Here is a 10,004-nt window from a genome sequence, read left to right as displayed (position 1 = left end):
ATTAAAGAACGATGTTAATACGGTAGTAAATCGACACCCGATCCGGCTCTAACCAACTCGGATGCGCCAGCGGCCAGCCCACGGTAAATTGGCTGCTGAAATAGCGGTTACGGCTGCCCAGCCCCACCGCGCCGCCCCACAACGTGCCGGAAGCGTAGGCGTCCACGGAGTCGTGGCGCAGATAACCGCCATCTACGGCAGCCAATACGGAAATATCCCCCAGATACGGCAGGCTGAACGGCGACCAGTTGACCTCGTTACGCCAGTAGCCGCCTTTGTCGCCAGAGAGATACTGTTCCTTGAAGCCACGCACCGAACTTTCACCGCCGAGGGTCAGGCGCTCGCTGCCGTAAAGGCGATCGGGCGTCCACTGGCCGTACAGGCTGGTGAGGTAGTTCCAGTTCTGCGCCAACGGCAAGTAATAGCTGCCGGAGAGCGTGTATTTATTAAACTCCGCCTTAGGGGCTTCACTGGCCTTGCCGCTGTCATCTTCCGCGCCTAACCAGGGAACGCCACGGCTGTAGGAGGGGTTAAGCGTGGCAAAACCGCCCCACAGTTTTTGGCTATGGCTCACGCCCAGAGATACGCTGGTCAGTTTACGGCTGCTGCTGTCCAGCCGGGTGTCATTCAGATAGTTGCGGTTGATACGGTGGGTCAGGCCCAGCGCCAGGCCGGTTTTCATATCACTGTTACGGAACAATACGCGCGAAACGTTGAAGCGATGGGTCTGGCTGTCGCCGGTGGATCGCCAGTCAAAGCCCTGATTGTCGATCGTCGAGAGATAGTCGCTGTAGGAATAGTTGTAATCCATCAGCCAGTAGCCATAGGGCAGACTGACACCGGCCTGGACGCTGCGGGCATCGTGATCGTTGGCGAAATCGCTGCTGCGCGCGCCGGTCACAAACCACTGATCCGCCAGCCCCAGCAGGTTATTGCCGGTCAATGAGCCGTTGATCTGCCCGGTGCCGGTACTTTTTTGCCCGCTGTTGTCAAAACCCAGCCCCAGCATCACCGGGAACTCTGGCTTGGCGGTCAGGTTGACCACCGAATAGCCCGGTTGGCTACCGGGCAGGATTTCAATCTGCACCGGTTGCTGGCGCAGGCGGTTGATCTGCTCCATGCCCTGCTCGATATCGCGCAGGTTAAGGATGTTGCCCACCAGGCCGGGGAACGCCATCTTCAGCATTCGGTCATCCCGTTGGTCCAGCAAGATCTTTTCCAACTGCCCTTCCAGTACCAACAGCTTCAATTCCCCATGGGACAGGTCTTGCTCGGTCAGGAAAGCGCGGCTGGTGATATAGCCCCGTTCGATATACCAATCGGAAACCTGCTGCACCAAGGTGTTGATCTGGGCCAGATTCAGGCAGCGTTGCAGATAGGGTTGCGTCAAGGCTTGCCGCGCACGGGCGGGCAGATGGCTGGCACCTTCAAGGCGAATGGTCGTAATGGTGAAGCACGGCCCGCCGGGGGCTGTGGCTGCTGGCGTTTTTGGCAGCACCGGCGTCAGGCTGCGTTGCAATTCCTGACGTTGTTGTTGGTTTTGCTGCAACAATTCACGTTGTTGCTGTTGGATTGTATCTCGATCCGCCGGGCTGAGCATATTGGCGCCAACCGCCGAACTGAGAGAAAGAAACAACAATGATACTGCCAACCGCTGAGCTACTGAGTCCATTCAGATAAACCGCCTTAATGATTTTGCGGCATTCTAACGACATAATTCGGCATCAGACAAGCAAGAGATCGTGACTGTACGGGACTTAGAGGCATCGTAATTGGCATAAATCTCAGAGTGAGGCGGGGTAAATATTCTGAAACTGTTTTAATGCCTGCACTTTATTTGCTGTATGTAAACTAAACAGTCAATTATGCTAAATAGAGGCGGATTTTTCTTATTAAAAAAACAATCGGCAGCCGTGCCCAATTTATACGACAGATTAAGTCATCAATTAAGCCAAACCCGTTAAGTGGGCGCAGCATGCAGCGCCCAACTGGATAGGTTTGGTCACAGAATTTATTCTGAGCTTGATGCTCAGCTCGCTATCGGCTCTGAACCGCCCTTGTCCAACGGCTCTTCCGGTTCGGCAGGCAGCACCATATAGGTGCCCTCAAATACTGCCCCTTTGTCATCATCACCGAATAAATGCACTTCTGCCTGCACGCGCGCCCGGCGGCCACGCGCCAAACGGGCGAGATCGCCACTCAGTGAGCTAAGATCGGCTACTGCCCTCGGCCTGCCGGTGATCGGTTTGCTGTAGCGAATGTGGGCGTCTGCCAGAATAATCGTGCCCCCCAGATGACGCTCACGCAGCAGCAGCCAGATCAGCCCCCAGGCGGTCAACGTTGCCAGGGAGAACAGGCTACCGGCAAACAGCGTATGGTGAGGATTCTGATTACCCACTTCCGGCATGGTGGTAACAAAGCGTTGGCCGGTATATTGGCTGATGCGCACCCCCATCTTTTCACTAAGCGGGATATGTTCATACCAGGCTTGCTGCAGCTGCCCGCACCAGTCGGGGCGATGCAGAATATCGTCCAGCGTGGCGACGGGTTTGATCATCAGGTAATGGCGGATCGGCGTAGTTTGCGGCGCAGTGATTTCGCCCTGGTTAATAAAGCCCAGCTTGGCAAAGAAGTCTACCGCATCCTCACGGGCGCTACACACCACCCGTTTTACCCCTTCCTGGCGCGCTACAGACTCCAGGGTCATCGCCACCAGCGTGCCAAGGCCTTTGTCCTGCACCGTGGGATCAACCGCCAGGAAGCGGATAGCGGCTTCGTTATCGGCATTGATATACAGACGGCCAATCGCCACAATCCGGCCGTTCTCATCCACCACCATCTGATGGTGCGCCATGGCGTCGTAGGCATCCTTTTCCGAACCCACCGGCTGGTGTAATGGCTTGCGCAGCATCTCCCAGCGAAACTGGTAATAGTCTTTCAGTTCTTGTTCTGTAACGGGTACTCGTAGGTGATACATAGACGCCTTCTCTTGTGATCTTTAAACCTGCAGCCAGAACGTCACCGGGCCATCGTTCACCAATGCCACCTGCATATCGGCGGCAAACTCACCGGTCTGGGTTTCAATACCACGTTCCTGGCACTGCCCAACAAAATAGCGGTATAGCCGATCGGCCTCCTGCGGCACCGCACCGCGCGAAAAACTCGGCCGCATGCCTTTCTGGGTATCGGCTACCAGGGTGAACTGCGACACCACCAACAGGCTACCACCAGCCTGCTGAACGTTGAGATTCATTTTGTCATCCTCGTCGCCGAAGATGCGATACCCCAGCACCCGCTCACACAGGCGTTGGGCTTTTTGCTCGTTATCGTCCTGCTCGACGCCCAATAACACTAACAAACCGGGGCCAATCTTGCCTACCGTCTGACCTTCTACCGTAACGCTGGCGTTTAATACCCGTTGAATTAACGCAATCATAACGTTCCTTCCTGCTCCTGTTTTTGCTGTTGTTCTGCTTTCTGCTGCCGGTAAAGACGGTACTCGCCCATCGTAACGGTGATTTCGGCACCCAATAACACGATACACCAGCTCCAGTAGACCCATAAAAATAAAATCGGGATCACCGCCAGCACGCCGTAGATCAACTGGTAGGAAGGGAACATGGTGACATACATCGCAAAGCCTTTCTTACCCAGCTCGAACAGCACCCCTGCCACCAGCGCCCCAACCAGCGCATCTTTCGCAGGCACGCGTACCGTAGGTACCACGCTGTATAACAACCAGAAAGAGACCCAGGACAGGATCAGCGGGAAGATGCGCAGCACCTCATCTACCAGGCTGTTAACGCCGGTTTGCGCTAACCAATTTAGCGACAACAGATAAGAGCTGATCGCCATACTGGCCCCCACCAACAGCGGGCCAAGGGTCAGCACCATCCAGTAAACGGCAAAGGAAACCACGATCGGCCGTTGGTTCTTACTGCGCCAGATGGTGTTCAACACGCTATCCACCGAATAGATCAGCAGCAGCGCGGTGACAATCAGGCCGCAGATCCCCACGGCGGTCATCTTGCTGGAGTTGGCAACAAACTGCTCCAGGTAACGTTGCAGCACGTTACCGGCGGCAGGCATAAAGTTGGAGAAAATAAAGCTTTTTAGCTGCACGCTGATATCCGCAAACATCGGGAAAACGGCAAACAGCGCAAATACCACGGTGATCAGCGGCACCAGGGAAAGTAGCGAGACATAGGCCAGATGGCCCGCCAACATGGTCAGGCCATCCTCATCAATACGTTTAATCAGCAACCGCCCGAAGGTTATTCCGGGTTTGATCGACGATGGCAGCTTTTTGCGGCGGAAAAACGACATAGCTTCATCCTAAATGTCAGTCTGGACGCCTTAAGCTTAACGTACGGTGATTATTGAGCAAAATAAGCCGGTACAACCTGGCGATCGATGACGTGCACCGCCTTGATCCCCAGCGCTGCGGCCGCTTCTACGTTCGCCGCCACATCGTCAAAGAATACCGCTTGATCCGCCGGGGTGTTTTCCGCCTTCAGTACGTGCTGATAGATGTTGGCATCGGGTTTACGCATGCCAAGATCCTGCGACAGATACATGTGATCGGCTGCTTCAGCGACCTGAGGGTAGTGCTGAGGCCAATAATTACAGTGCAGGCGGTTGGTATTCGATAACACCACCACGCGATGCCCCTCGTTGCGCAGACGGTGCATAATCTCGATCACTTCAGGGCGCAGGGCAACAAACACCGCCTGCCAGCCGGTGGCAAACTGCTCGTAGCTGAGCGCTATCCCCATTTCTTCACAGAGTTTTGCCGCAAAGTCTTCGTCGCTAATCTCGCCGCGCTCATGCTGTTGGAATACCTCACCCATGCTAAAACGTTCGGACAACGTCGCCAGCGGTGTGCCGCTCAGGTTGCTCCACACGCCCAGTACACGTTTGAAATCGATATCGACAATCACATTACCTAAATCAAAGATATACAGCATAGTCCTCTCCCATGGGCCAGTGAGATTTCACTGTAACGGGAAAAGTTAAGGCTGAACAGGGAGCAGTGTGAAAAGCGCATGGCGCGCCGCAGAAAGGGGGAAAGACAGAGGAAAAAACTCAGGGCGCTGTGACACGCCCTAAGTATTGCGGATTAAATCGGCGAATTAAGCTTCTTTAGGACCGCGGTTGGCACGCTTACGATCGTTTTCCGTCAGGTGACGCTTACGGATACGGATCGAGATTGGCGTGACTTCTACCAGTTCGTCATCATCGATGAATTCCAGAGCTTGCTCCAGAGACATTTTGATGGCCGGAACCAGGGTAGTCGCTTCATCGGTACCCGATGCACGCATGTTGGTCAGTTTCTTACCGGTCAGGCAGTTCACGGTCAGGTCGTTAGAACGTGAGTGAATACCGATGATCTGGCCTTCATACACTTCAGCACCGTGGCCCAGGAACAGCTTACCGCGATCTTGCAGACCGTACAGAGCGAACGCTACCGCTTTGCCCTGGCCGTTAGAGATCAGCACGCCGTTCTGACGCTGGCCCACTTCGCCCGGACGCACATCGTCGTAGTGGCTGAAGGTGGAGTACAGCAGACCGGTACCAGAAGTCATGGTCATGAATTCGTTACGGAAACCGATCAGGCCACGGCTTGGGATCACGTAGTCAAGACGCACACGGCCCTTGCCATCTGGATCCATGTTTTTCAGGTCAGCTTTACGCTCACCCATCGCCTGCATCACAGAACCCTGGTGCTGTTCTTCGATGTCCAGCGTCACGTTCTCGAACGGCTCTTGCTTGCGGCCATCGATTTCACGGAAGATAACTTTCGGACGGGAAACCGCCAGTTCAAAACCTTCACGACGCATGTTTTCGATCAGAACCGACAGGTGAAGTTCACCACGGCCTGAAACACGGAATGCATCAGCATCTTCGGTTTCTTCAACGCGCAACGCCACGTTGTGTACCAGTTCCTTGTTCAGACGCTCAAGGATTTGGCGTGAAGTCACGAACTTGCCTTCTTTACCACAGAACGGTGAGGTATTGACGTTAAAGAACATGCTTACGGTAGGTTCATCAACCGACAGTGCTGGCAACGCTTCAACCGCGTTCACATCACAAATGGTGTCAGAGATGTTCAGCTCGCCCAGGCCGGTGATGGCAACGATGTCGCCCGCTTCGGCAACGGTGGCTTCGATACGTTCCAGACCCATATGGGTCAGCACTTTACCGATTTTACCGTTACGGGTTTTGCCTTCGCTGTCGATCAGGGTGATCTGCTGGTTAGGCTTGACTTTACCACGCTTGATACGGCCGATGCCGATAACGCCCACGTAGTTGTTGTAGTCCAGCTGCGAGATCTGCATCTGGAAAGGTGCTTCCAGCTCAACCTGCGGCGCAGAGACGTGATCGACAATCGCCTGGTACAGCGGAGTCATGTCTTCGGCCATATCGTTATGGTCCAGACCCGCGATACCCATCAATGCGGATGCATAGATGATTGGGAAGTCGAGCTGTTCGTCGGTAGCGTCCAGGTTAACGAACAGGTCGAAGACCTGATCCACAACCCAGTCAGGACGCGCGCCAGGGCGGTCAACCTTGTTGATTACCACGATCGGTTTCAGACCATTAGCAAACGCTTTCTTGGTCACGAAACGGGTTTGCGGCATTGGGCCATCCATTGCATCCACAACCAGCAGCACCGAGTCGACCATTGACATCACGCGCTCTACCTCGCCGCCGAAATCGGCGTGTCCTGGGGTGTCTACGATGTTGATGCGGTAGTCTTTCCAATTAATGGCGGTGTTTTTTGCGAGGATGGTAATCCCACGCTCTTTCTCCAAATCGTTGGAGTCCATTACGCGTTCTGTCGCTTCTGAACGCTCTCCGAAAGTACCGGATTGTTGCAGCAACTTGTCAACCAGGGTGGTCTTACCATGGTCAACGTGGGCAATAATGGCGATGTTACGCAAATTTTCGATCACAGCTTTGCCTCAGGCATTAGAAATAGCGCGCTATTGTACACGTATTAAGCGAGGTACTAAACAAGATCACAACACTCTCTTATAAACAACTGTGTACAGGCTAGTTTGTGATCCCTTTCACGGTGCAAAAAGCAGCAATCGATGATGATTTGCACCATTCCAGTGCCCCACCCCAGGTTATTTGCACCACCATAGTGCATTGCATCGCTAATGGTGCATACTGGCAAAGAGCAAAACCCGCACAAACCGGCGATTTTTTCGCTTTTATAAAGTTGGCACAGTTTTCGCTTTAGTCTACACAGGGCAAAAACAGGCCATCACACAGATTCGTTCCACGACGATGACAACGATAAATCCGGGAGAGTTAAGTATGTCCGCTGAACACGTTTTGACGATGCTGAATGAGCATGAAGTGAAATTCGTAGACCTGCGTTTCACTGACACCAAGGGTAAAGAACAACACGTCACCATCCCTGCTCATCAGGTAAATGCCGACTTCTTCGAAGAAGGTAAAATGTTTGACGGCTCCTCAATCGGTGGTTGGAAGGGCATCAACGAATCTGACATGGTACTGATGCCAGACGCCAGCACGGCGGTTCTGGATCCGTTCTTCGAAGAATCTACCCTGATCATTCGTTGTGACATCCTCGAGCCAGGCACCATGCAGGGCTACGATCGTGACCCACGTTCGATCTCCAAACGTGCTGAAGACTTCCTGCGCTCTTCCGGCATCGCCGATACCGTGCTGTTCGGGCCAGAACCTGAGTTCTTCCTGTTTGACGACGTGCGCTTTGGCAGCAGCATCCGTGGTTCCCATGTCAGCATTGATGACATCGAGGGCGCCTGGAACACCAGCACCAAATACGAAGGCGGCAACAAAGGCCACCGTCCAGCGGTAAAAGGCGGTTACTTCCCAGTACCACCGGTCGACTCTTCACAGGACATCCGTTCTACCATGTGTCTGACCATGGAAGAAATGGGCCTGGTGGTTGAAGCTCACCACCACGAAGTGGCAACCGCCGGTCAGAACGAAGTGGCTACCCGCTTCAACACCATGACCAAGAAAGCCGACGAAATCCAAATCTACAAATACGTGGTTCACAACGTGGCTCACGCATTTGGCAAAACCGCGACCTTCATGCCAAAACCGATGTTCGGCGATAACGGCTCAGGTATGCACTGCCACATGTCACTGTCCAAGAACGGTACCAACCTGTTCGCTGGCGACAAGTACGGCGGCCTGTCTGAAATGGCGCTGTTCTACATTGGCGGCATCATCAAACACGCTAAAGCGATCAACGCCCTGGCCAACCCGACTACCAACTCATACAAGCGTCTGGTCCCAGGCTATGAAGCGCCGGTTATGCTGGCTTACTCTGCCCGTAACCGCTCTGCGTCTATCCGTATCCCAGTGGTTGCCAGCCCGAAAGCGCGCCGTATCGAAGCCCGCTTCCCGGACCCAGCGGCTAACCCATACCTGTGCTTCGCCGCGCTGCTGATGGCTGGCCTGGATGGCGTGATCAACAAGATCCACCCTGGCGATGCCATGGATAAAAACCTGTATGACCTGCCGCCGGAAGAAGAAGCTGAGATTCCAAAAGTAGCTGGCTCACTGGATGAAGCAATGGCCGCACTGAACGAAGACCGTGAATTCCTGACCCGCGGTGGCGTATTCACTGACGACGCGATCGATGCCTACATCGAATTGCGTAAAGAAGAGATGGATCGCGTGCGCATGACGCCACACCCGGTTGAGTTCGAACTGTACTACAGCGTTTAAGTCATAGCGTTTAAGCCTTACCCGCGCTGTCTACGGATGGCGCATCGCTCGCTATTTATCTAAGCCGTTTTTTTGTTGCCGTGGAAACTTTTAGCCCATCTTCGGATGGGCTTTTTTCTCCACCGTATGTTCTGCAAAACTATTTCATACCGTGATGGTTGCGGATGGAGTAGGATGGATGCACTAAAAAGGTGCAGGAGACTGCTGTATGGCAACCGGCAAGCTGCCCGATGCTGGGCAGATCCTCAATTCTCTCATCAACAGCATTTTGCTGTTGGATGACACACTGGCGATCCACTACGCCAATCCGGCGGCGCAACAGCTGCTGGCACAGAGTTCTCGTAAACTTTTCGGTACACCGCTGCCCGATTTACTCGGTTATTTTTCGCTGAATATCGATCTGATGCGCGAAAGCCTGCATGCCGGCCAGGGCTTTACCGATAACGAAGTGACCCTGGTGGTCGACAGCCGCGCCCATATCCTCTCCCTGACCGCTCAGGCGCTGCCTGAAGGCTTTATTCTGCTTGAGCTGGCCCCAATGGACAATCAGCGTCGCCTCAGCCAGGAGCAGTTACAGCACGCTCAACAGGTTGCGGCTCGCGATCTGGTGCGTGGCTTGGCCCATGAAATCAAAAATCCGCTCGGCGGTTTGCGGGGTGCCGCGCAGTTGCTGGCGAAAGCTTTGCCAGACCCTTCGCTGACGGAATACACCAAGGTGATCATCGAACAGGCCGATCGGCTGCGTAATCTGGTAGATCGCCTGCTAGGGCCACAGCGCCCCGGCCAACATATTACCCAGAGTATCCATCAGGTAGCGGAACGGGTCTTCCAACTGGTGTCGTTGGAGAAACCCGATAACGTCACGCTGGTGCGTGATTACGACCCAAGTCTGCCGGAACTGGCGCACGATCCCGATCAAATCGAGCAGGTGTTGCTCAATATCACCCGCAACGCGCTGCAGGCGCTGAGCGAAACCGGTGGCACCATCACGCTGCGCACGCGTACCGCGTTTCAGATCACCCTGCACGGCACCCGCTACCGGCTGGCGGCACGGATCGATGTTGAGGATGACGGCCCGGGCGTACCGGCCCTGTTACAAGACACTCTGTTCTACCCGATGGTCAGCGGCCGCGAAGGCGGTACCGGCCTGGGGTTATCCATCGCCCGTAATCTAATCGATCAGCATTGCGGAAAAATTGAATTCAACAGTTGGCCAGGTCACACCGAATTCTCGGTTTTCCTGCCTATTCGCCAGTGAGGTTTGTGCT

8 protein-coding genes are annotated in these 10,004 nt (G+C 54.4%); 2 read left to right on the top strand and 6 right to left on the bottom strand.

Going from position 1 to position 10,004, the window contains the following annotated elements; all coding sequences use genetic code 11:
* Position 1 precedes the first annotated feature (1 nt).
* From IMQ33_RS08080 to typA, 6 genes are all read right to left on the bottom strand, one after another.
* A complete protein-coding gene (locus IMQ33_RS08080) occupies positions 2 to 1,672 on the bottom strand; it encodes a ShlB/FhaC/HecB family hemolysin secretion/activation protein (protein ID WP_098929380.1) in 1,671 nt (556 codons plus the stop codon).
* 357 nt (positions 1,673 to 2,029) lie between these two features.
* The gene (gene fabY, locus IMQ33_RS08075) at positions 2,030 to 2,977 is read right to left on the bottom strand and encodes a fatty acid biosynthesis protein FabY (RefSeq protein WP_024482957.1); all 948 of its coding nucleotides are present in this window, start codon (positions 2,975 to 2,977) and stop codon (positions 2,030 to 2,032) included.
* 21 nt (positions 2,978 to 2,998) lie between these two features.
* Entirely contained in the window at positions 2,999 to 3,436 is a 438-nt protein-coding gene (gene dtd, locus IMQ33_RS08070) for a D-aminoacyl-tRNA deacylase (protein ID WP_024527827.1), read from the bottom strand.
* Positions 3,433 to 4,326: a virulence factor BrkB family protein gene (locus IMQ33_RS08065; protein ID WP_196061709.1), complete on the bottom strand. Its 894-nt coding sequence runs from the start codon at positions 4,324 to 4,326 to the stop codon at positions 3,433 to 3,435. The genes dtd and IMQ33_RS08065 overlap by 4 nt, the downstream gene beginning before the upstream one ends.
* Positions 4,327 to 4,376: 50 nt before the next feature.
* Entirely contained in the window at positions 4,377 to 4,967 is a 591-nt protein-coding gene (yihX, locus tag IMQ33_RS08060) for a glucose-1-phosphatase (protein WP_196061708.1), read from the bottom strand.
* A 165-nt stretch (positions 4,968 to 5,132) separates the two neighbouring features.
* Positions 5,133 to 6,956 (bottom strand): ribosome-dependent GTPase TypA, encoded by a 1,824-nt coding sequence (typA, locus tag IMQ33_RS08055; RefSeq protein WP_059199303.1) that lies wholly within the window; start codon positions 6,954 to 6,956, stop codon positions 5,133 to 5,135.
* 370 nt (positions 6,957 to 7,326) lie between these two features.
* Between typA and glnA the strand changes: the two genes are divergently transcribed.
* Both glnA and glnL read left to right on the top strand, forming a co-directional pair.
* On the top strand, positions 7,327 to 8,736 hold the full coding sequence (glnA, locus tag IMQ33_RS08050) for a glutamate--ammonia ligase (RefSeq protein WP_024527823.1): 1,410 nt from the start codon (positions 7,327 to 7,329) through the stop codon (positions 8,734 to 8,736).
* Between the two features lie 208 nt (positions 8,737 to 8,944).
* Positions 8,945 to 9,994 (top strand): nitrogen regulation protein NR(II), encoded by a 1,050-nt coding sequence (gene glnL, locus IMQ33_RS08045; RefSeq protein ID WP_024482963.1) that lies wholly within the window; start codon positions 8,945 to 8,947, stop codon positions 9,992 to 9,994.
* Positions 9,995 to 10,004: the final 10 nt, after the last annotated feature.

It is taken from the genome of Serratia sp. Res13-Sevr-LER1-36-b (assembly GCF_015673035.1).
GTDB lineage: Bacteria > Pseudomonadota > Gammaproteobacteria > Enterobacterales > Enterobacteriaceae > Chania > Chania fonticola_C.
Note: the sequence above shows the minus strand (reverse complement) of the source record. Positions and strands in the feature narration are given on the sequence as shown.